18 protein-coding genes are annotated in these 22,065 nt (G+C 64.0%); 7 read left to right on the top strand and 11 right to left on the bottom strand.

Translation table 11 applies throughout. The annotated features are described in order from the left end of the window. Positions 1-173 precede the first annotated feature (173 nt). A complete protein-coding gene (locus PYV00_RS05850) occupies positions 174-1,316 on the top strand; it encodes an NACHT domain-containing protein (protein ID WP_275227337.1) in 1,143 nt (380 codons plus the stop codon). Beyond that, positions 1,294-2,475 (top strand): hypothetical protein, encoded by a 1,182-nt coding sequence (locus PYV00_RS05845; protein WP_275227336.1) that lies wholly within the window; start codon positions 1,294-1,296, stop codon positions 2,473-2,475. Before PYV00_RS05850 ends, PYV00_RS05845 begins: the two co-directional genes overlap by 23 nt. A gap of 90 nt (positions 2,476-2,565) precedes the next feature. Here the strand turns inward: PYV00_RS05845 and lepA are convergent, their stop codons facing one another. Together lepA and PYV00_RS05835 are read right to left on the bottom strand one after the other, a co-directional pair. Then, positions 2,566-4,383: a translation elongation factor 4 gene (lepA, locus tag PYV00_RS05840; RefSeq protein WP_275227335.1), complete on the bottom strand. Its 1,818-nt coding sequence runs from the start codon at positions 4,381-4,383 to the stop codon at positions 2,566-2,568. 89 nt (positions 4,384-4,472) lie between these two features. Then, entirely contained in the window at positions 4,473-7,190 is a 2,718-nt protein-coding gene (locus tag PYV00_RS05835) for an EAL domain-containing protein (RefSeq protein WP_428981608.1), read from the bottom strand. Between the two features lie 245 nt (positions 7,191-7,435). On the opposite strand from PYV00_RS05835, the gene PYV00_RS05830 reads away from it, so the two are divergent. Continuing rightward, positions 7,436-8,746: an FAD-dependent oxidoreductase gene (locus PYV00_RS05830; protein ID WP_275227334.1), complete on the top strand. Its 1,311-nt coding sequence runs from the start codon at positions 7,436-7,438 to the stop codon at positions 8,744-8,746. A 58-nt stretch (positions 8,747-8,804) separates the two neighbouring features. On the opposite strand, the gene dnaN is transcribed toward PYV00_RS05830, so the two are convergent. The 4 genes from dnaN to PYV00_RS05810 form a co-directional block, all read right to left on the bottom strand. Further along, on the bottom strand, positions 8,805-9,923 hold the full coding sequence (gene dnaN / locus PYV00_RS05825; protein ID WP_275227333.1) for a DNA polymerase III subunit beta: 1,119 nt from the start codon (positions 9,921-9,923) through the stop codon (positions 8,805-8,807). Between the two features lie 231 nt (positions 9,924-10,154). Continuing rightward, complete coding sequence (gene fabG / locus PYV00_RS05820) at positions 10,155-10,919, bottom strand: 3-oxoacyl-[acyl-carrier-protein] reductase (RefSeq protein ID WP_275227332.1); 765 nt, start codon at positions 10,917-10,919, stop codon at positions 10,155-10,157. 45 nt (positions 10,920-10,964) lie between these two features. Continuing rightward, positions 10,965-11,900: an ACP S-malonyltransferase gene (gene fabD, locus PYV00_RS05815; protein ID WP_275227331.1), complete on the bottom strand. Its 936-nt coding sequence runs from the start codon at positions 11,898-11,900 to the stop codon at positions 10,965-10,967. An 85-nt stretch (positions 11,901-11,985) separates the two neighbouring features. Further along, positions 11,986-12,813, bottom strand: a complete 828-nt coding sequence (locus tag PYV00_RS05810) for an LD-carboxypeptidase (RefSeq protein WP_275227330.1) — start codon at positions 12,811-12,813, stop codon at positions 11,986-11,988. Positions 12,814-12,988: 175 nt separating this feature from the next. Here PYV00_RS05810 and PYV00_RS05805 point away from each other — a divergent pair, with 175 nt between their 5' ends. After that, positions 12,989-14,407 (top strand): glutamate ligase domain-containing protein, encoded by a 1,419-nt coding sequence (locus tag PYV00_RS05805; RefSeq protein ID WP_275227329.1) that lies wholly within the window; start codon positions 12,989-12,991, stop codon positions 14,405-14,407. A 43-nt stretch (positions 14,408-14,450) separates the two neighbouring features. Here PYV00_RS05805 and PYV00_RS05800 read toward each other — a convergent pair whose 3' ends face one another. Continuing rightward, positions 14,451-15,398, bottom strand: coding sequence for a DUF808 domain-containing protein (locus PYV00_RS05800; protein ID WP_275227328.1), 948 nt, complete (start codon positions 15,396-15,398; stop codon positions 14,451-14,453). A gap of 259 nt (positions 15,399-15,657) precedes the next feature. Between PYV00_RS05800 and PYV00_RS05795 the strand changes: the two genes are divergently transcribed. Further along, positions 15,658-16,485 carry a flagellin gene (locus PYV00_RS05795; RefSeq protein WP_275227327.1) on the top strand — a complete coding sequence of 276 codons (828 nt, stop codon included), beginning with the start codon at positions 15,658-15,660 and terminating at the stop codon, positions 16,483-16,485. Between the two features lie 113 nt (positions 16,486-16,598). On the opposite strand, the gene PYV00_RS05790 is transcribed toward PYV00_RS05795, so the two are convergent. Then, the gene (locus PYV00_RS05790) at positions 16,599-17,351 is read right to left on the bottom strand and encodes an SDR family NAD(P)-dependent oxidoreductase (protein ID WP_275227326.1); all 753 of its coding nucleotides are present in this window, start codon (positions 17,349-17,351) and stop codon (positions 16,599-16,601) included. 121 nt (positions 17,352-17,472) lie between these two features. Continuing rightward, positions 17,473-18,171 carry a glutathione S-transferase gene (locus PYV00_RS05785; protein ID WP_275227325.1) on the bottom strand — a complete coding sequence of 233 codons (699 nt, stop codon included), beginning with the start codon at positions 18,169-18,171 and terminating at the stop codon, positions 17,473-17,475. Positions 18,172-18,305: 134 nt separating this feature from the next. Here PYV00_RS05785 and PYV00_RS05780 point away from each other — a divergent pair, with 134 nt between their 5' ends. Beyond that, positions 18,306-19,526, top strand: a complete 1,221-nt coding sequence (locus PYV00_RS05780) for a polyhydroxyalkanoate depolymerase (RefSeq protein WP_275227324.1) — start codon at positions 18,306-18,308, stop codon at positions 19,524-19,526. A gap of 82 nt (positions 19,527-19,608) precedes the next feature. On the opposite strand, the gene PYV00_RS05775 is transcribed toward PYV00_RS05780, so the two are convergent. Together PYV00_RS05775 and PYV00_RS05770 are read right to left on the bottom strand one after the other, a co-directional pair. Beyond that, positions 19,609-20,154 carry a pseudouridine synthase gene (locus PYV00_RS05775; protein WP_275227323.1) on the bottom strand — a complete coding sequence of 182 codons (546 nt, stop codon included), beginning with the start codon at positions 20,152-20,154 and terminating at the stop codon, positions 19,609-19,611. 6 nt (positions 20,155-20,160) lie between these two features. After that, a complete protein-coding gene (locus PYV00_RS05770) occupies positions 20,161-21,342 on the bottom strand; it encodes a cupin domain-containing protein (RefSeq protein WP_275227322.1) in 1,182 nt (393 codons plus the stop codon). Between the two features lie 359 nt (positions 21,343-21,701). Between PYV00_RS05770 and rpsF the strand changes: the two genes are divergently transcribed. Then, positions 21,702-22,064 (top strand): 30S ribosomal protein S6, encoded by a 363-nt coding sequence (rpsF, locus tag PYV00_RS05765; RefSeq protein ID WP_275227321.1) that lies wholly within the window; start codon positions 21,702-21,704, stop codon positions 22,062-22,064. Position 22,065 lies beyond the last annotated feature (1 nt).

Raw genomic sequence — 22,065 nt, 5'->3', positions numbered from 1 at the left:
CTGCCCCCGTCAAATGCGTCCTCGCCATTCACAGATGACTGCCGCGTAGAGTTGCGACGGATAGCCGGACAGGCAACATCCGCGCTCCTGATCTTCGCTTTACAAAATGGCATATTGACTTAAACGTGAAACCATTCACTCATCAACATAATTGACGCAGAAACGGTTTTGCTATGCCTGATTTTTCACAAGATGCTCTAACTGGAGAAGCGTTTGAAACTTCCGTACGTCAAGTCGCACATCAACTTTTCCGAGGATCAGAGTTTACAGGTTCCATTAAGGTTAGCGGACGCGAGCGAGATGAAATTATAGACACGGGGACGGAGCTTATTATTGTAGAGGCAACCAAGATCAAAGCGAAGAAAAAAACAATATATGATCTCGAGAAGAGCGCCTCTCTGGTAAAAGAACTGAAGAAAAACTCAAAATTTTCCGAATATAATTTCCGAATTCTCCTTATTACGCTAGAAGAGCCCACTGCCGATCAATCAGAATATGTTAGATTAGCAAGAACCGGATGCCCAAAAGAGATAATTTCATTCTCAACTCTATTTTCTAGATTATTCAATGCCCGTCACTACATTAGAATACGAGGTGACTACGCATTTGGAAGCATCCGGAATCCAGCCGACGATCTAGATTTTAGAGTACCTCAATCAAGCTATATACCCACCGCACTAAGCGATACAAATTCGGGAAACGCTGTAAAAGCTGCTGATTTAGCATTTTTAAGTCAAGAAGGTGGAGTATTTGCCATCTTCGGTGACTATGGCTCAGGAAAGAGCATGACAATGCGGGATATATATTTCCGCGCCAGAGATCAGTTTATTGCGGCACGTTCGACTAGATGTCCGATATACCTTAATTTAAGAGAGCACCTTGCTCAAGGCGAACCCGATGAAGTTTTATACAGCCACGCCAGAAAGATCGGCTTTGAAGGTCCGCAAAACCTCATTTCCGCGTGGAGAGCTGGATTTACAACTTTATTTTTAGACGGATTTGACGAGCTTACGCCTCCTCAATTTGCTGTCTCGGTCCAAAATCTTAGACATGCTCGTCGTTTTGCCGTCGAAATCGTGAAGAAATTTATTGAGCAAACTCCTAGAACGGCGCCCATTTTTATTGCTGGAAGAGCAAACTATTTTGATGATCGAGAAGAGGCAAAGTTGGCACTTGGCTATGCTGACATAGCTCATGTTTATGATCTCGCTGGGTTTACAGATGCGGACATCCAAAAATATCTGAAAAAAAATGGATGCGCCTTTACCAATCTGGCTTCCTACGCGCCCTTTGTTGCTTGGTTACATTGCCAATAGTGGCTTGCTATCAGATGACATTGAATTAGGAAGCTTGGATCCAGCATCTGGCTGGGATGAAATGCTTGGAAAAGTCTGTGAACGTGAGGTCAAACAAATCTGGGGCGCTGGCTTTGAGCCCTCTGAGCTTCGTCGTTTCATTGAAGGCCTTGCGACGGAAGCGAGGCGAGTGGAAGCCCGCAAGGGACTTCAAGAAAGTGAATTGAGAGCAGTATTCCATCGAGTATTCGGCAGGGATGCTGACGAACCTACAAATCTGCTTACGAGCCGCCTGCCGGGACTTGGTGCGGTTCCAGGAAAAGCAGGCGCAAGAGAGTTCATTGACGCCGATTTCGCCGATGCTGCCGCCAGCGGTGATATTTGTGAATTTGTGGATTCACCATTTGGCGACAATCTAAAATTGAAGGATATAGAAATTGCTATCGGATATTTGGGCAGGGAAATTTTAATTAAAAAAATAGGCAGTAATTATAAAAAGCTTTCAATTGCGTTAAAAAAAGCATCAGATTCGGAAAGATTAAACATCACTAGTATTGATTTAATTTGCACAATGATTGATTCATCTATTTCATACGAAGGAGATTTTATTGATATTAGAAATGGAGTTTTTGGAAATCTAGAAATTACCACAGAAATAGACATCTCCAAAGTCAATTTCAGAAATTGCTTGTTCTCCACACTTTCGTTGAGTCGAGATTCATCGCATTCTGAGAAAGTAAGGTTTCCAAAATTCTGGAAATGTGAGATCGACAAGGTCATTGGAGCTGTGTCGGAAGATGACATTCCAACCGGAATATTCAACAATGGCACAATAATAAAATCCTATGACGATCAATCCTCTACCAACGACGCTGTAATGTCTTCAAATATGCAAGAGTCCGTCAAAGTACTAGTTACGATATTGCGAAAGCTATTTTTACAAAGAGGCAGTGGTAGATTGCACAGCGCACTAAAGCGAGGCCTTCCCTTGCGATCGACGAAGTTTGTCGACCCCTTAATCGAACTAATAAAGAGTCACAAATTCGCCGACGATGTTAGTTTGGATAGGAGGGTAATACTCGTACCTTTCAGAACGAAAAGCGCAGAGGCACTGAGTATTATAAACGGCCCAAACAACAACGACAGCCCATTGATTAGGGACGCGAGAAATTTGAGTTAGTGCTCCGCAGGTGATATCGTAAAACTGGTAGCCTCAAGAGGTCTGCGTCTTTCTCGTCGGATCAAGCTACGCAGCAAACACCAATTCCGATCACTCCTCACCCATCCGCAACGCCGCGATGAATGCCTCCTGCGGGATGCTCACGTTCCCGTACTCGCGCATTTTGGCCTTGCCCTTCTTCTGCTTTTCCAGAAGCTTCTTCTTGCGGGTGATGTCGCCGCCATAGCACTTGGCAGTCACGTCCTTGCGCATCGCGCTGATCGTTTCGCGGGCGACGACCTTGCCGCCGATCGCGGCCTGGATCGGGATCTTGAACAGGTGCTTGGGGATGAGCTCCTTGAGCCGCTCGCACATGTGGCGGCCGCGGCTTTCGGCGACCGAGCGGTGGACGATCATCGACAGCGCATCGACCGGCTCGTTGTTGACGAGGATGCTCATCTTGACGAGATCGCCTTCGCGCAGGCCGATCTGCTCGTAATCGAAGCTGGCATAGCCGCGGCTGATCGATTTCAGCCGGTCATAGAAATCGAACACCACTTCGTTGAGCGGCAGTTCGTAGGTCGCCTGCGCGCGGCCGCCGACATAGGTGAGATCCTTCTGGATGCCGCGCCGGTCCTGGCACAGCTTGAGGATGGCGCCGAGGTATTCGTCAGGCGTGTAGATCGTCGCCTTGATCCACGGCTCGTCGATCTGGGCGATGCGGCTGGGATCGGGATAGTCGGCCGGGTTGTGCAGCAGGATCTCGCGCGCGTCGTCGGTCTTCGATTTGTTGAGTTGGATGCGGTAGACGACCGATGGCGCGGTGGTGATGAGATCGAGGTCGTATTCGCGCGTCAGCCGTTCCTGGATGATCTCCAGGTGCAGCAGGCCGAGGAAACCGCAGCGGAAGCCGAAGCCCAGGGCGGCGCTGCTCTCGGTCTCGAAGCTGAAGCTGGCGTCGTTGAGGCGCAGCTTGCCGATCGATTCGCGCAGCTTCTCGAAATCGGCGGCATCGACCGGGAACAGGCCGCAGAACACCACCGGCTGCACTTCCTTGTAGCCGGGCAGCGCCTGCGTCGCGCCGTTCTTCACCGTGGTGATGGTGTCGCCGACCTTGGCCTGTTCCACTTCCTTGATCTGCGCGGTGACGAAACCGATCTCGCCGGGGCCGAGTTCGGGCAGGTCGATCCGCTTGGGGGTGAAGCAGCCGACGCGGTCGATCAGGTGCTCGGTGCCGCCCTGCATGAACTTGACGCTGAGGCCCTTGTTGATGACCCCGTCGATCACGCGCACGAGGATCACCACGCCGAGGTAGGGATCGTACCAGGAATCGACCAGCATGGCCTTCAGCGGCCGGTCACGCTCGCCCTTGGGCGGGGGAATGCGCTCGACAATGGCTTCCAGCACGTCTTCGATGCCCAGGCCGGACTTGGCGCTGGTGAGCACCGCGTGGCTGGCGTCGATGCCGATGATGTCCTCGATCTCGGTGCGGACTTTTTCCGGCTCGGCGGCGGGCAGGTCGATCTTGTTGATGACGGGGACGATCTCGTGATCGTGCTCGATCGACTGATAGACGTTGGCGAGCGTCTGCGCCTCGACGCCTTGCGCGGCGTCCACCACCAGCAGCGCGCCTTCGCAGGCGGCAAGGCTGCGGCTGACCTCATAGGCGAAATCGACGTGGCCGGGGGTGTCCATGAGGTTCAGCTCATAGGTCTGGCCGTTCCTGGCGGTGTAGTTCAGGCGCACCGTCTGCGCCTTGATGGTGATCCCGCGCTCTTTCTCGATATCCATGTTATCAAGGACTTGCGCGCTCATCTCCCGTTCGGAGAGGCCGCCGGTGAGCTGGATCAGCCGGTCCGCCAACGTCGACTTGCCATGGTCGATGTGGGCGATGATGCTAAAATTGCGGATATTCGCGAGTTCGGTCATGCTCGCGCCGTTAGCAGCGCGTCATCCCGCTGTCAGCAGGCCAAAGCCGCGCATGGCCCCACTTGCCAACGGCAGCGCGCCCGGCCGCATCAGCCGGTCTGGCGCAGGAGCGGCGCGTCGGGCCGATCGCGGCGCCCGCGCGGGGGCACGAAGGCGACCGCGCCGGCCGCGTCAAGATCGAGCGGGCGGGCGAATTCCACGCCCATCCGGTCTTCCTTGCACCAGCGCGCCACCGCCTCCACCACGTAGTCGTCGCCCAGCTGCACGCCGAACGGCGTACCCGGCGGCACGTTCCACAGCCCCTCGATCATCGCGCCGGTCTGCGAGATGTTGCGGATGGTGCCGTCATAGCGGTGGCTGCCGTGCTGCAGCATGACCTTGCGCAGCATGGTCTGGCGCTGGGCCCGGGCGGAGCGCGGTCCCTTGGCGATCGCGGTGAGGCCCGAATGCATACGAATGGTCGCCGCGTCGGCGTTCAGCGCCTTTTCGTAGATGTAGCCCTGGATATGGCTGCAGCCGAGCATACGGACCAGATCCAGCTCGTCGAGCGTCTCCACCCCTTCGGCGGTGGTTTCCATCCCCAGCGCTTCGGCCAGGCTGACGATCGAGGCGATGATCGCGCCGTTGCGGCTGCCTTCGACCGTCGCGCCGCGCACGAAGCTCTGGTCGATCTTGATCTTGTCGAACGGCGCCTTCTTCAGATAGCCGAGCGAGGAATAGCCCGTGCCGAAATCATCCAGCGCCAGCCGCACGCCCACGCGCTTGAGCGCGGCGAACATCGCCTCGGTCGACTGGTCATCGTTGAGGAAGACGCTTTCGGTGATCTCCAGCTCCAGCCGCGCGGGCGAGATGCCGGCGGCGGCGATGGCATTGGTGACGATCGCGGGCAGCGCCGGATTGGCGAACTGCAACGGCGAGACGTTGACCGCGACGCGCACTTCCTCCGGCCAGCGGGCCAGATCGTGGCAGGCGGTGCGCAAGGCCCATTCGCCGATCGCCGCGATCAGGCCGGCATCCTCGGCGATGGGCACGAACTTGGCGGGGGAGAGATAGCCGTCGCGCGGATGCTTCCAGCGCAGCAGCGCCTCGAAGCCGGTGATCTTCTCGGTCGTGGTGCGCACTTGCGGCTGGTAATGCAATTCCAGTTCGCCATGCGCGATCGCATCGCGCAAGTCCTGTTCCAGCTGCTGGCGCTCCTGCGCCTCGCTGTGCAGATCCTTGGCGTAGAAGTGGTGGCGGCCGCGTCCGCCGTCCTTGGCGGCATACAGCGCGAGGTCGGCGTTGCGGATGATCTCTTCGGATGTGGTGCCGTCATCGGGGCACAGCGCGATGCCCACCGACGCGCCGATGGTGACACGGCTGCCCTCGATCGAATAGGGGTGCGAAAGCGTTTCGATGATCCGCCGGGCCAGATTGGCCAGGCTCTCGCGTGGGGCGTGGCCCGGCAGGATGATCTGGAATTCATCGCCGCCCAACCGCCCGACGCGGCCGGCATTGCCCACCGTGGTGCGCAGCCGGTCCGCCACTTGCTTCAGCAGGACATCGCCCGCCGGATGGCCCATCGTGTCGTTGACCTGCTTGAAGCGGTCGAGATCGAGCAGGAATACCGCGCAGGCCCGGTTCTCCACGCGCGGCGCGTTGAGGATCTTGTCCAGCCATTCCGCCATCTGGAAACGGTTGGCCAGCTTGGTGAGCGAATCAAACCGCGCCAGCTCGGTCACATGGCGCTGCGACTTGCGCGTCTCGGTCAGATCGGTGCCCGACCCCCGAAAGCCCAGGAAGTTGTTGAACTGGTCCAGCACCGGGCGTCCGGTGATCGACCACCAGCGCTCTTCCTGCTCGCCGGTCGCGGCCTGGACCGCCAGATCCTGGAACGAGGAGCGGGTGGAAAGATGGAAAACCAGCGTGCGTTCGCTTTCCTGCTCGCGCGCATCCAGCACGAACAGTTCGATGAACGGCCGGCCTTCCAGTTCGTCCTGCGTCTTGCCCAGGAGCCTGGCGATGCGCGGCGAGACATAGGAGATCTGGCCGCGCCGGTCGGTCTCCCAGAACCAGCCCTGCCCGGTCTGCTCGTATTCGGCCAGCAGTTCCTCGGCGCGGCGCTGCTCGCGCTCCCGGTCGGCGCGGCGCACGCCTTCGCGCGCGGCCTGCAGCGCGTGACTATAGGCCAGGAACAGGCCGATCGCCCCGGCCGTCAGCAGCAGCGCCATGCTGACCATCGAGCCGCCGTAGATCGACGCGCCCACCCACAAGCCGACATTGGCCGCGATGATCGAGGTGAGCCGGCCATTGAGCAGCGCGGTGGCGATCAGGCCGACCACGCCCAGCACTGCGACCGTCATCTCCCAGGTGACGCTGTCGACGCGCCAGGTCCAGCGCGAGGCGGTAAGGCCGAACAGGAACATCGGCAGGAATACCATGGCCAGCATCAGCGGATAGCGCAGCCAGCTTGCCGGATCGAGCGAGGCTTCGAACCGCGCTGCGATGCGCGATCCGGCGGTGATGACGATGCCACCCAGCGCGATGCTGGCCGAAACCAGGCTGGGCAGCGAAAACGAGACGAGCCCCATGACGGCCAGCGCCGCCACCAGGCATGGCGCCATCAGCGCCCATTCGGGAGCGACGAAGAAGTGCAGCGGATCGCTGACGTGGGTGCGGGCCGGTGCCATGCCGCGCCCGCGCGCCACGGTGCCGCGCGCGATCCCGGCCTGGCCCGCGGGCTTCGCCCCGGCCGCGGCCGGCGCGCGCGCGGGCGCCGAGCGCGCCCGCTCCCCGTCACGATCCGGTCGATCACCATCCATCACCATGGACGCGTCATGCGCCAGCGCCGCTTGCGAAACGGTTAAACCCGGCCGTTTATTGCGATTTCGTTTCAGATCAAATGCTTGATGGCACCCGCCCGCGCCCGTTCGCACCGCAACGACGATGCCACGCGCCTGCGGGTATTTTTCCTTGCGGGACTCGCCGCGAGCGTGCTTGCTAATCGGCAAGGAGCTGGAACGCTCCAGACAAACGGCCACGCAAGTGGCCAGAAAGACGGAAGGTCTTCAGGGTGAGGCAGATTGCGATCGTCGGTTCCGGGCCGGCCGGATATTACACGGCCGAAGCCGCACTGAAGGCATGGGGGGACGATGTCCATGTCGATATCATCGATTGCCTGCCGGTTCCCTATGGCCTGATCCGCAGCGGCGTGGCGCCCGATCACCAGTCGATCAAGGGCGTGTCGCGCCGGTACGAAGCCACTTCGCTGGCCGAAAACGTGCGGTTCGTCGGCAACGTGCTGGTGGGCCGCGATGTCTCCGTCAGCGAGTTGCGCGGGCTTTACGATGCGGTGATCCTTGCCACCGGCGCGCCCAATGACCGCAAGCTGGGCCTGCCGGGCGAGGATCTGGCCAATGTTTTCGGCAGCGCCTCGTTCGTCGGCTGGTACAACGGCCATCCCAATTTCGCCGACCTCGATCCCGCGCTGTCGCACGATACGGCGGTGGTGATCGGCAATGGCAATGTCGCGCTCGACGTCGCGCGCATTCTCGCCAAGGCCCGCGCGGAATTCGACGGGAGCGACATCGTCTCGCACGCGCTCGATGCGCTTCATGCCTCGCGGATCAACCGGATCGTCATCCTGGGCCGGCGCGGGCCGCACCAGATCGCGATGACACCCAAGGAACTGGGCGAGCTGGGCCATCTCGAACGGGCGGCGCCGCGCGTCGATCCGGCCGATCTGCCGCCCGAAGCCGAGGATGGCGCGCTGGAGCCGGGGCAGCGCAAGTCGGTGGGCCACTTGCGCGCGTTCGCCGCGCTGGCCGACGCGGAGCGCGCGGCCCGGCCGATCACCGTCGAGTTCGATTTCTTTGCCTCGCCCAAGGCGATCATCGGCACCGGCCGGGTCGAGGCAATCGAGGTGGAACGCACCCGGCTGGAAGACAATCGCGCCGTCGGCACGGGCGAGACCTATACGATCCCGGCCGGGCTGGTGATCGCCTGCATCGGCTACCAGACCTCGCCGATCCCCGAAGTGCCGTTCGACGAACGCGGCGGCCGCTTCGCCAATGACGAAGGGCGCATCGGCCCCGGCCTCTACTGCGTCGGCTGGGCCCGGCGCGGCCCGACCGGCACGATCGGCACCAACCGCCCCGACGGCTTCGGCGTGATCGAGAAAGTCGCCGAGGACATCACCGAAGGAGCGGGCAAGCCCGGCGCCACCGGCCTCGATGCGATCGTGCGCGAACGCGGCATCAGCGTGGTGGAATTCCACGACTGGAAGAAGATCGAGGAAGCCGAAGTCGCCAACGCGCGCGAAGGCGCCCCGCGCGAGAAATTCGTGATGGTCGAAGCGATGATCGCGGCCGCCGGCAAGGGCTGATCAGGAGCCCAGCCTCGTCCGAAAGCCAGCGGGCCGGAAGCCAGCGCAGGCCCCGCGATCACACCCGCATGGGCATCAGCACGTAAAGCGCGGGGCTCTTTTCGTCCTGCCGGATCAGCGTCGGCGCGCCGGCATCGGCCAGATGCATCTCAACCGTGTCGCCTTCGATCTGGCCCAGGATATCCTTGAGATAATTGGCGTTGAAACCGATCTCGAACCCGTCCGAGGCATATTGCGCCGGCACTTCCTCGGCCGCCGTGCCGTTGTCGGGAGACGTGACCGAAAGCGTCACGCGGTCCGGCTCCAGCGCCATCTTGACCGCGCGGGTCTTTTCGGTGGCGATCGTCGCGACGCGATCGACCCCTTCCCAAAAGCTCTTGGGATCGACCTTAAGCAGCTTGTCGTTCCCGGTCGGGATGACGCGCGTATAATCGGGGAACGTGCCGTCGATCAGCTTGCTGGTCAGCACCACGCCATTCTCCCCACCCAGCGTGAAGCGAATCTTCGAGGCGGACAGATCGACCAGCACATTAGTATCGAGCGCTTCTTCCAGCAGCTTGCGCAGTTCGGCCACGCATTTGCGCGGTACGATCACGTCGGGCATCCCCTGCGCGCCGTCGGGACGCGGCAGGGTGAAGCGGGCAAGGCGGTGGCCGTCAGTCGCCGCGGCTTTCAGCTCCTCGTCCGAGACGTGGAGGAAGATGCCGTTGAGATAGTAACGCGTTTCCTCGGTCGAGATGGCGAAGCGCGTACGGTCGATCAATTGCGCCAGCGTCGCGGCGGAGATCTCGAAGCTGGTGGGCAGTTCGCCCTCGGCGATCATCGGGAAATCGTCACGCGGCAGCGTGGGCAGCTGGAAACGGCTGCGGCCGGCCTTCACGATCAGGCGATTGTCGGCGACCTCAAGGCTGACCTGGCTGCCTTCGGGCAGCTTGCGCGCGATATCGAACAGCAAGTGGGCGGATACCGTGATCGCCCCCGGCGCCTCCACCGAAACCGCGCCCAGCGATTCGATCACTTGCAGATCAAGGTCGGTCGCCATGATTTTCAGCGCCCCACCCGAGGCCGCCTCGATCAGCACGTTCGAGAGAATCGGAATAGTATTACGCCGCTCGACGACAGACTGGACGTGGGAAAGGCATCGCAGGAGTGTGGAACGTTCAATCGTGGCCTTCATGGTAGCCTCATGTTCCCCCTTGGTCGGCCGGGAGTCGATTTACCCTATAATTCGGACCATCTTCTCTAACGCGGGGATGCAACGCGGCAAGCGCGAAGTGCCGGAACCGGGGCGAATCTGGGGATAAAGACGGCCTCCGCCGGCAATTCGCGCGGAGCCGGCGGGGGGAAGGTGTTGGGAAATGCGCCTCGCGGCGCAAATGCGCGCTCCCGCGCATTTCCCAACAACCCCTCAAACCATCACCATGCCGCCATTGACGTGGATGGTCTGGCCAGTGACGTAGCCCGCTTCGCGCGATGCTAGATAGACGCAGGCGGCGGCGATATCCTCGCCCTCGCCCATGCGGCCCATCGGGATGCGGCCGTTGAGCGCGTCCTTCTGCGCGTCGGGCAGCACTTCGGTCATCGCGGTGCGGATGAAGCCGGGGGCGACGCAGTTGACCGTGATGTTGCGGCTGGCCAGTTCCTGCGCGAGGCTTTTCGACATGGCGGTGAGACCGCCCTTCGACGCGCAATAGTTCATCTGGCCGGGATTGCCGGTGGTGCCGACGACCGAGGTGATGGTGATGATGCGGCCGAAGCGCGCCTTCATCATCGGCCGGGTGACGGCGCGCATCAGGCGGAAGGCCGATTCCAGGTTCACGCGGATCACCGCGTCCCATTCCTCGTCCTTCATCCGCATCGCCAGATTGTCGCGCGTGATGCCGGCGTTGTTGATCAGGATGTCGATCTTGCCCAGCGATTCGAGCGCGGCCGGAACCAGCTTCTCGACCTGCTCGGCACTCGACAAGTCGCAGGCGATGGCGACGTGATCGACTTCCTGAACATGCTGCGGCGTGTGCTCGTCCAGCTCGTCGCGAAACGCGCGCAGCTTGGTGGCGTTCGATCCCGACACCGCCAGCCGCGCGCCGCGCGCCGCCAGCGACCGCGCAATCCACGAGCCGATTCCGCCCGAGGCCCCGGTTACGAGGGCGGTCATTCCGTGCAGGTCGAACATAGGAGACTCCGTTGCCATCACATCACTGGGTTTCGCGCGATCTTCCTACAGGCTTTTCGCCAGCGCCTCGATATCGTCCATGCCGACGACGGAAGCGATCGCCACTTCGCCCACGCTGCGCTTGATCATCGGGCCGACCACCTTGCCGCCGATCTCGACGAAGTGCTCCACACCGGCCGCGTGCATGGCGATGGCGCTTTCGCGCCAGCGGACGCGGCCCGTGACCTGTTCGACCAGCAGGCGGCGCACTTCGGCCGGATCGGAGACCATCGCGGCCGTGACATTGGCGAAAAGCGGCAGGCGCGGCGCGCCCGGCGCGATCCGCTCCAGCGCTTCGGCCATGGCATCGGCGGCCGGAGCCATGAGCGCGCAATGGAACGGGGCCGAGACCGGCAGCATCATGCCGCGTTTGATGCCGAATTCCTTGACCAGCGCGATCGCCCGCTCGATCGCGCCCTTGTGCCCCGAAAGCACGACTTGCGAGGGATCGTTGTCATTGGCGACGCTGCATACCTCGCCTTGCGCCGCAGCTTCGGCCAGCGCCTGCGCCTTGTCGATATCGGCGCCGAGCAGCGCGGCCATCGCGCCCTCGCCCACCGGCACGGCGGCCTGCATCGACTGTCCGCGCAGCTTGAGCAGGCGCGCGGTATCGGCCAGGCTGAACGCGCCCACCGCGCACAGCGCGGTATATTCGCCCAGGCTGTGTCCCGCGACGAAATCGCATTTCTCCGCGATCGCCACACCGCCCTCGCGTTCCAGCACGCGCAAGGTGGCGATGGCATTGGCCATGATCGCGGGCTGGGCATTCTCGGTGAGCGTCAGCGCATCCTCGGGCCCTTCGCGCATGATGCGCGAGAGCTTCTGGCCGAGCACGTCGTCCACTTCCTCGAAAACCTCGCGCGCGGTCGCGCTTGCATCGGCAAGGTCGGCGCCCATGCCGACTTTCTGGCTGCCTTGCCCCGGAAACACAAAAGCACGCATTTTTCGTCCACTCCCGTCGCCGGCGGGAGCGCCGGCAGCGACGCCACAAAAACGTCACGCGTCACATCGAATGTGGCGCGGCGGACTATTGCGCTTCGGCCCGCTCCGCAAGCCCGAAAGGGACAATCCTGTTCGCACCGTCATGCCCGATGTCGGCGGGGCCGAGATAGGCGATGGCATGGCGGGCGCACCAGAACCGCGCGATCTCCTCGGCATCCGCACCGAACGGGCGGTCATTTTCGGGGACATCGCTGACCCGGCCGAGCCGCAACCCGGCAATGCCGCCAAGGTGCGCGGTGACGTGGAAGAACAGCCGGTCGATCGCATAGAGATGCTCTGACACTTCCTCGACCATCACGACATGGCCGGCCAGCCCCGGCATCATCCGCGTGCCGCACAGCATGGCCAGCGTCATCAGGTTGAAGGCGACGGCCGGCTGCCGGCCCCGCGAAGGCTCCAGCCCCGAACGCTCTCCCGCCAGGAAGCCCAGGGTGCGGCGCACTGCCGCCTCCCCCCCTTCGCGGCGCACGCAGGCAAGCATTGGCGCGTGCACCGGATGGCCGATCCGTTCACGATAGAGCGCCCCCAGCAGGTAGCCGGCGTCCGAATAGCCCAGCCAGGTCTTGCTCATCGCCGCCGCCGAGAACCGCGCCACCGCCTCTTCGGCGATGCGGCACGCGCCATAGCCGCCGCGCGCGAACCACACCGCGTCGAACGCGGGATCGTTGGCGCATTCCAGCAGCGCGGCGAGGCGCACCTCGTCACTGCCGGCGAAGTGCCCCTGGGTGGCGAAGCACTGCGGATGGATGTGCAGCTCGATCCCCGGAAATTCCGCCGCGGCAAGGGCCAGAACGCGATCGGCATCCTCGCGCGTGATCGGCGTGGAAGGCGCGCAGACGGCGATGCGAGTCATGCCCGGTCTCTTGTCATCATGCGCATGGCTTAGAGTCTAATCCCCCGCCGGGGAAGCGGGCGCGGCCCGTACGGATTGAGCCACCGCGGACCAAACGCCCGCCCCATCCGTCAATCCGGCGCGGCCCGGCAGGACGATGTTGTGTTCCGGCGCCGGGCGGAATACCCGATGCGACATGACCACGCCCGCCACGCTCACCGATCATCCCTGGTTCTTCTGCGGCATCGGCGGATCGGGCATGTTGCCGCTCGCGCTGATCCTCAAGGGCCATGGTGCCCGGATCGCCGGTTCCGACCGCAGCCGCGACGATGGGCGCAGCCCGGAAAAGTTCGCCTGGCTGGAGCGCGAAGGCTTCGCCCTGTTTCCGCAGGACGGCAGCGGCATCACCTCGTCCAAGCAGATCCTGGTCGCTTCGGCGGCGGTGGAAGACACCGTGCCCGAAGTGGTGCGCGCGCGCGAACTGGGCTGCGGGCGGATGAGCCGTGCCGAACTGCTGGCCACGCTGTTCAACGCGGCGCCGGTGGGCGTGGCCATCGGCGGCACCAGCGGCAAGTCCACCGTCACCGGCATGACCGGCTGGATCATGACGCAGACCGGCCGCGATCCCACGATCATGAACGGCGCGGTGATGAAGAACTTCGCGCGGCCCGATGCGCCTTTCGCCAGCGCGCGCATCGGCAAGGGCGGCCTGTTCGTTTCCGAAGTCGATGAAAGCGATGGCTCGATCGCGCTCTATCGTCCCCGGGTGGCGGTGCTGGGCAATGTCAGCCTCGATCACAAGAGCCTGGAGGAACTGCGCGCGCTGTTTGGCGATTTTCTGTCACACGCGCACATCGCGGCGGTCAACCTGGACGATGCCGAGGCCGCCGCGCTGGCGAGCCGGGCGCGCGCGCTGGTCAGCTTCGGCATCATGAGCGAGGCGGCGATGATCGGCGTGGTCCCCGGCAGCGTGGCCGAAGCGCCGACCGCGATTTCCGCCACGATATGCGATCGCCGCGACGGCACCGCGCATCGCCTGGCCTTGCGCCAGCCCGGCCGGCACAACCTGTACAACGCGCTGGCCGCGATCGCCGCCGCCAGTGCCGCCGGCGTGCCGGTGGGCGAGGCGGTGGCCGCGCTGGGCTCGTTCGCGGGGCTGGCGCGCCGCTTCGACATCATCGGCACCAGCCCTTCGGGCATCACCGTGATCGACGATTTCGGGCACAACCCGGACAAGGTCTCGGCCACATTGGCCACGCTGAAGGCGCATCCCGGCCGGGTGATCGCCTTCTTCCAGCCGCACGGCTATGGCCCGCTGCGCCAGATGGGCGCCGAACTGGCCGAAGTCTTCGCCCGCAAGCTGGACCCGGACGACGTGACGATCCTGTGCGATCCGGTCTATTTCGGCGGCACGGTCGACCGCTCCGAAGGCAGCGAGCGCATTGTCGGGCTGATCGCGAAGGCGGGCGGAAACGCGGAATATATCGCCCGGCGCGAGGATTGCGGCGCGCGGATCGCGGCGATCGCGCGGGCGGGCGACCGCATCGTGGTGATGGGCGCGCGCGACGATACCCTGACGACCTTCGCCAGCGGATTGCTCGCCCGGCTGGGTTGAGGGTTTGTCTGGAGATGCGCCAATTGGCGCATTCCAAAAACCCTCAATACCGCGCCCGGGCAGCCGTCACGATGTGGATGGCAACCGCGATCACCGCGCCGATCGCCAGGCCGACGATCGCCGAGGCCAGCGCATAGGCCAGCCAGCCCATGATTCCCCCCAGCGGCCCCGTCGCGTGCGCCACGCCGTGCTCGATGGCGTGGGCCACGTGCGCGGGGCCCGCGACGCCCAGTTCCTCCAGCCCATGCAGCAGGATGCCGCCGCCGACCCAGAGCATCGCCACCGTCCCCACCGAGGCCAGCACGGCCAGCACCACCGGCATCGCCAGCAGCAGGAACCGCCCGACCGCCTGCGTCGCCGCGCCGGCCTTGCGCGCGAGATGCAGCCCGACATCGTCCATCTTCACGATCAACGCGACCGCACCATAGACGGCGATGGTGATCGCGATCCCGACAAGCGCGAGAATGGCCGCGCGCGCGATCAGCCCTTGCCCGGAAACTTCCTCGATGGTCGCGGCGATCACCATGATTTCGGCCGAAAGAATGAAATCGGTGCGGATCGCGCCCGAAACGCGCGCCTGCTCGAAAGCGACCGGATCGGCGATCGGATCCTCCAGCGTTTCGCCATGCTTGGCCCCGCCCAGCTTCTCGATGACCTTTTCGGCCCCTTCGAACGACAGGTACAGCCCGCCGACGATCAGCAGCAGGTTGATGGCGAAAGGCAGGAACGCGCCCAGCAGCAGGATCAGCGGCAGCAGGAACACCAGCTTGTTGCGCGCCGATCCCTTGGCGATCTTCCAGATGATCGGCAATTCGCGCTCGGGCGTGAAGCTGGTGACATAGGACGGCGTGACCGCGGCATCGTCGATCACGACGCCCGCCGCCTTGGTGCCCGCCTTGGCGACGCCGACGCCGACGTCGTCGATCGAGGCGGCGGCGGCGCGGGCGATGACGGAGATATCGTCCAGCAGGGCAACGAGACCGGAGGGCATGGGCCGTTGTGATCCTTGTTTGCGAGAGCGGTGGGTTGAAAACGCCGATCAGGCGATCGCGCAGCCATGCGGGCGATCGCCGATCGGTTCAAGAGCCGATGCGCGAAGCGCGCCGTCTGAACCGACCCAAAGACCCTCTCGGGGAACTACCTTTAGCGATTTTAACCATAGGGCTTAATCACGTTTGCGACCTGCCGTTCTTCTGGCTGATCGGTGCGCCCAGGGTAGGTGCGTCGTTCATCTTAACTGGGGAAACGACATGGCTGTTATCAACACGAACATGAGTGCGATACGCGCGACGAATGCTTCGATCGCCGCCGACAAGATGCTGGGCACCGCGATGGAGCGCCTTTCTACCGGCAAGCGTATCAACAGTGCCAAGGACGACGCCGCCGGCCTGGCCATCACCACCACGATGACCACGCAAGTGCGCGGCATGAGCCAGGGCATCCGCAATGCCAACGACGGCATCTCGCTGGCGCAGACCGCCGAAGGCGCGCTGTCGGAAGTGGCGAACATGCTGCAGCGCGTACGCGAACTGGCCGTCCAGTCCTCGTCGGGCACGTACCAGACGTCGGACCGCACCTACATGCAGGCTGAAGTCACCGCGCTGACCGAGCAGGTCGGCGATGTGCTGGCCAACACCAAGTTCAACGGCATCACGCTGTTTTCGACCACTTCGGGCACGGACGTCACTTTCGACATCCAGACCGGCGCGAATTCCAGCGACACGATCACGCTGACCTCGACCTCGATCGACGGCACCGCGGTCGACGCGACCGCGCTCGACGTGACCACGGCAGCACTCGCCGGGACCACGATCGACAATGTCGACACCGCGCTGAGCGACGTCAACGCGGCGCGCGCCTCGCTCGGCGCCGGCCAGAACCGGCTCGAATCGGCGATCAACAACCTCACCAGCAATGTCGCCAATCTTTCCGATTCGCGCTCGCGGATCGAGGATACCGACTATTCGGTGGAAACGACCAACATGGCCAAGGCCCAGATCCTGAGCCAGGCCTCCACCGCGATGATCGCGCAGGCCAACCAAAGCGTGCAGAACGTCATGTCGCTGCTGCGCGGCTGACGCGAAAGACTCCGGTCCTGCTCCTTTCCGGCGGGCCGGCGGGCGATCGTTCCCGCCAGCCCGCCGCAAAGCGGCGCCCGGCCAGACGTGCACCGGACGTTTGCGGCGGCTGTTCAGTATCGTCCGCCGTCAACAAAGATCTTCTGGCCCGAAGTGAAGCTCGATTCGTCGGAAGCGAGATGGATCGCTGCGCCCAGGCATTCGGCATTGGTGCCCACGCGGCCCAGCGCGGTGCGATCGAGTACGCCAGTCTTGCGCACCACTTCGGTATGTTCGGCCAGATTGCCCGCCGTGGCGACAAGGCCGGGGCTGAAGGCATTGGCGCGAATCCCGCCCCTGCCCCATTCCACCGCCATATAGCGTGTCATCAGCCAAAGCGCGCCCTTGGCCATGCCATAAGCGTCATAGCCGGGCATGGGATCGATCCCGGTGGACGAGATCACCGTCACCACGCTGCCGCCGCCCGCCGCCATCATGCGCGGGGCCAGCGCGCGCATCAACCGCAATGGGCCCCAGACGATGGTCTGGAACTGCGCCTGCCAATCCTCGTCGGCGGTGGTCAGCAGGTCGCCCAGGCGCGGCTGCGGCGGCTGGCTGGACAGCAGCACCACGTCGATCCCGCCGAAAGCCTGCCAGGCCGCCTCGGCCAGCCGATCGACCTCGTCGGCGCGGGTGAAGTCCGCCGCGACGCAAGCGGCACGCCGGCCCATCGCGCGCACTGCATCGGCCAGCGGTTCCAGCTTGGCGGCGGTGCGCGTGGTCATCACCAGATCGGCGCCCTCGGCCGCGAAGGCGCGGCACAAGTCCGAACCGAGCAATCCGCCCGCGCCCGTCATCAGCGCGCGTTTTCCCGCCAGTCGTCCCATGCCTAGCGAATCTCCCTTGCGCATCCTGTCCCGGCGACAGGATGCGCAAGCGCGGGAGCCATGCAAGCAGCTTGTGCGGGTCGGTGGCCACGCGCCGACAGGCGCGGCTTCGAGCCAATGCTCAGAACTCGACGTCGAGTTCTTCCATTTCCTCCGGCTCGGCCAGCGCGGCCTCGACCCATTCGGCCATCGGCGGCCAGGCCGCGATAGTCCGGCAATAGGCCGCGCTTTCAGGCGACAGCGCGACGGCATAGCTGATGAAGCGGCGCGTCACCGGCGCGTACATGGCGTCCGCGATGGTCGGCCGCGCGCCGAACAGGAACGGCCCGCCATAGCGCTGCAGGCATTCCTTCCAGATCGTCTCGATCCGTTCGATATCGGGCCGGGCGCCGGAGAACACCGGGAACTTCTCGTGCGTCACCTTGAGGTTCATCGGCAGCGCGGAACGCAAGTTGGTGAAGCCCGAATGGATCTCGCCGGAGATCGAGCGGCAATGCGCGCGCGCGATCGGATCGGCGGGCAGCAGGCCGGCATCGGGAAACTGCTCGTTGAGGTATTCCGCGATCGCCAGCGTGTCCCACACGCTCGCGCCTTTGTGGGTGAGGCGCGGCACCAGCACCGAAGGGGAGAGCAGCAGCAGCTCGGCCCGGTTCGCCGCGTCGTTGGGCACCGTGCGCTCCTCGACATCGAGGCCGGCCATGCGGCACATCAGCCAGGCGCGCAGCGACCATGCCGAATAGGTCTTGCTGGAAATGGTCAGCGTGGCCTTTTCCGGCGCAGCCTTTTCGCCGGTGGCCTTTGGGGCCGGGGGTTTTGCCATGATCGCTGCTCCGGCGGCTGTTTGACTTCGCCCGACATATGATGCAGCGCAGCATTAATCCATAGGCGATAGCGAGCGCGTGCCGAATCAGCGCAGCGATCAGGCGGAAAACAGGCGCGCGGGGGAACAGGCGAATGTTGTACCAGGCCTATCAGGCGTATTGCGACATGCTGGCACCGGCGCGCTTCGCCGCGCGCACGGCGACACGCTGGCGCGATGCCGCGCTGGCCGGCGCGACCGACCGGCCGCTGGCCCGCCGCCTGTTCGCGCTGTGCGAAGTGTTCGAGGCCGCAGCGATCACGCATCATCGCCCGGACTTCGCCATCGACGAAGTGCTGTCGGGCAACCGCATGGTCAAAGTGCGCGAGGAGGCGGCGCTGCGCTTGCCCTTCGGCGATCTGCTGCACTTCGCCAAGGACGATGTCGCCACGCCGCAGCCGCGCGTTCTCGTCGTCGCGCCGCTTTCGGGCCACTTCGCGACATTGCTGCGCAACACGGTCGAAACCCTGCTGCATGATCATGACGTCTATATCACCGACTGGCGCAATGCCCGCGACGTGCCGCTGTCCGCCGGGCGTTTCGATCTGGAGGATTACACCGATTACGTGATCCGCTTCCTGCGGGAACTGGGGCCGGGCGCGCATGTGCTTGCGGTGTGCCAGCCCTGCGTGCCGGTGCTGGCGGCCGTGGCCGTGATGGCGCAGGATCACGATCCCTGCCAGCCGCGCAGCATGTCGTTGCTGGGCGGGCCGATCGACACGCGCGAATCGCCCACCGTGGTCAACACGCTGGCGACCGAAAAGCCGCTGGCCTGGTTCGAGGACAACCTGATCCACCATGTGCCGCTGCGATATGCCGGCGCCGGGCGGCAGGTCTACCCCGGCTTCGTCCAGCTCAGCGCCTTCATGTCGATGAACCTGGGCCGTCATTTCGGCCAGTTTCGCCAGCTCTACCAGCACCTGGCCGATCTGGAGGAAGAGGAAGCCGCGAAGATCGAGGATTTCTACGAGGAATACCTCGCCGTGCTCGACCTGACCGCCGAATTCTACATCGACACGATCGACAAGGTGTTCCAGCGCGCGCTGCTGGCCCAGGGCGAACTGATGCACCGGGGCCGCAAGGTCGATTGCGGGGCGATCCGCCATACCGCGCTGCTCACGGTCGAGGGCGAGCGGGACGATATCTGCGCGGTCGGCCAGACGGCGGCGGCGCATTTCCTGTGCTCCAGCCTGCGCCCGCACCTCAAGCGCCACCACTTGCAGCCGGGCGTGGGCCACTACGGCATCTTCTCCGGCTCGCGCTGGGAACGGCAAGTCTATCCGCAAGTGCGCAACCTGGTGCTGGCGATGAGCTGAGAGCGGGTCTGGTCATGTGCCTTTCGGGGGGCGCATTTCCAGACAGACTCCAAGCCGGCCGCCGCCCGGCCCGCCTGTCCGCTTATCCCGCCTCGCGCCATTGCCCCGGCGCGATTCCCTCCAGCGACCACTCTCCGATGCGCCAGCGCACGAGCCGCAACGTCGGGTGGCCGACGGCGGCGGTCATCCGCCGGACCTGCCGGTTGCGCCCTTCGCGGATGGTCAGCTCCAGCCAGCAATCGGGCACGCTCTTGCGAAACCGCACGGGCGGATCGCGCGGCCACAGCTCGGGCGCGGCGATGCGCTCGACTTGCGCGGGAAGCGTGGGGCCGTCGTTCAGCGTCACGCCCCGCCGCAGCCGTTCCAGGCTGGCCGGATCGGGATCGCCTTCCACTTGCACCAGATACGTCTTCGGCAGCTTGAATTTCGGGTCGGCGATCCGCGCCTGCAGCCTGCCGTCGCCGGTCAGCAGCAGCAGGCCCTCGCTATCGCGATCGAGCCGGCCCGCGGGATAGACGCCGGGCAGGTCGATGAAGGCCGAAAGCGTCGGCCGGCTGGTCTCGGTGCCGCGATCGGTGAATTGCGACAGCACGCCATAAGGCTTGTTGAACAGGATCAGCCGCGCCATCGCCCCTCATTCCTCGCCCTGGTCAAGCTCCAGGCTGCCCTGGTTGTACAGCGCCACGAGCAAGGCCATCGCCGCCTCCGAACCGAGCAGGTCGGGCGCGATGGCGATGCGATCCTGCCCGCAAAGGCATTCGGCCAGCGCCATCTCGCGCCCGGCACAGGCAAAGCGTTCCCCATCGACGAACAGGGCCAGGCCATCGTCCGGCGTGCGCGCGCCGGGCGTCCTGATGAAAGCGAAGCGGCTGGCCGGATTGCGGCACAGCGCCATTCCGTCCGCGAGCAGGTGCCGCAAGTCATCGGCCCGCACCGGCGTTTCCGGTCGCCAGTCGGCCTCGGGATACTTGGGCGCGGTGGTATATTGCCCGAACCACAGCGCGAACCCCTCGCGATCGAGCAATCGCTCGGCGACCATGGCGTGGAGCCGGTCGAGCGCGGGCGCGCGGATCTCACCCGGATTGGGCTGCGCGCGCAAGTCCGCGTCGCCATAGCGGTCATCATCGTCCAGCCCCTCGAGCAGATGGTCGCCCCAGTGCGAGACGAGTTCGCCGCGCGAAGGCGCGCGAAAACCGATCGAATAGGTCATGCAATCCTTGCCCACCGCGATCCCGTTATGCGCCACGCGCGGCGGCACATAAAGTATGTCGCCCGGTTCGAGCACCCATTCCTCGATCGCCTCGAACCGGGCCAGCAGGCGCAAGTCGCCATGCGGCAGCAATTCGGTGGCCGCATCGCACACCGCGCCCACTTGCCAGCGCCGCCGCCCCTGCCCCTGGATCAGGAATACGTCGTACTGGTCGAAATGCGGCCCGACGCCGCCCCCGTCGGTGGCATAGCTCACCATCACATCGTCGATCCGCCAGTTCGGAATGAAGCGGAACGGCGTCACCAGCGCGGCGACATCGGGCATGAAATGGTCGACCGCCTGGACCAGCAGCGTCCAGGGCTTGTGGTCGATCGCGCCCAGCCGCGCTTCGGCCAGCGGGCCATGCTCCACGGTCCACGGCCCGCGCGGGTTATCGCTCATCTGGCCGATCAGGCGGGATTCGACATCGGGCTCGCAAGCCAGTCCGGCAAGCTCGTCGGGCGCGATGGGGTTGGCCCATGCCTGCCAGGGATCGCGGATCAGCAGGGGCTTCTTCTGCCAGTAATCGCGCAGGAAGCCGTCGATATCGAAATCACGAAATTGCATAGGGACTCGCGGCGCAGATATCGCCCCCGTGCCGGGGACATGGCGGAAAGACCCGGCGGCGCCTTGCCCCCCGAACCGTTCGATCAACCGCGCCCTGGCCCTGTTCCCGTCGCGACTTTGCGGGTATCGCGGGAAAGCGGCGCACGCTTGTCGCGGCGCAGTGCGCCCTGAAGGCGCCGCTGTCAAAGCCCGACGCGCGGCCTCCCGCTGCCGGTGCGCCCTTGCGTTTCGCGCGCAATCCGTTATGGGCGCCCCTTCGCGTGCGCCACGGCGTGCGTAAAAAAGGAAAGAAAGCCGGAGGGGCCCCGCAATGGTGCGGATCAGCCAGCGATCGGTTGGATAGAGAAAAGGAAGCTGCCGTGCCGCTTTATGAGCACGTGTTCCTGGCGCGCCAGGATCTGAGCCAGAGCCAGGTTGACGCTCTGGCCGCCACCGCGACCGAGATCGTCGAGACCCATGAAGGCAAGGTCCTGAAGACCGAGACCTGGGGCCTCAAGAATCTCGCCTACAAGATCAAGCGCAACCGCAAGGCGCATTTCGTGATGCTCAACATCGAGGCTTCGGGCGACACCGTCGCCGAGCTGGAGCGCCAGACCTCGATCAACGAGGACGTGATCCGCTGGATGACGATCCGCGTCGACGAGCACGAGGCCGGCCCCTCGGTGATGATGCGCAAGACCGACCGCGACCGCAGCCGTCGCCGCGAACGTGAGGGGAACTGAT

It is taken from the genome of Novosphingobium album (ex Liu et al. 2023) (assembly GCF_029076845.1).
Taxonomy (GTDB): Bacteria; Pseudomonadota; Alphaproteobacteria; order Sphingomonadales; family Sphingomonadaceae; genus Novosphingobium.
The sequence above is the reverse complement of the archived record's forward strand: the minus strand, read 5'-3'. Positions and strand labels throughout refer to the sequence as shown.